Raw genomic sequence first — 336 nt, 5'->3', positions numbered from 1 at the left:
ATAGCACTTTGGGACCTCCCAATTTTCCTTGGTGTACTTAGCGTTTAAAAAAATCACTGCGACTGCTTACTGACTACTTCTTCTCCGAGCTTTCCGCGCCCCTGCGGTGAATTTTTCTTTGTGTTCTCTTTTTTATTCTTAGTGAACTTGGCGGTTAATCACTTAACCTCCACCACAAACCGCACATACCTCGTCATCGGATGCACTCCGTTGTCCTTCACCTCAGCAATCACATGCAGCTGACCGATAGCCTTGGCATCAAAACTCACCTCCACTTGATTGCCTGAGGCAGTTAGCCCCGCTTCCCCGGTGTAGGTACCTACTTCCTTGTAAATC

1 protein-coding gene is annotated in these 336 nt (G+C 47.6%); it reads right to left on the bottom strand.

All coding sequences use genetic code 11. From position 1 onward, the window contains the following. Window positions 1-158: 158 nt before the first annotated feature. Window positions 159-335, bottom strand: a complete 177-nt coding sequence (locus tag ACNKXV_RS13730; protein WP_417908288.1) for a hypothetical protein — start codon at window positions 333-335, stop codon at window positions 159-161. Window position 336: the final 1 nt, after the last annotated feature.

The organism is Christiangramia aquimixticola (genome assembly GCF_048285835.1).
GTDB lineage: Bacteria > Bacteroidota > Bacteroidia > Flavobacteriales > Flavobacteriaceae > Christiangramia > Christiangramia aquimixticola.
This window is presented reverse-complemented; position numbering and strand designations above follow the sequence as displayed.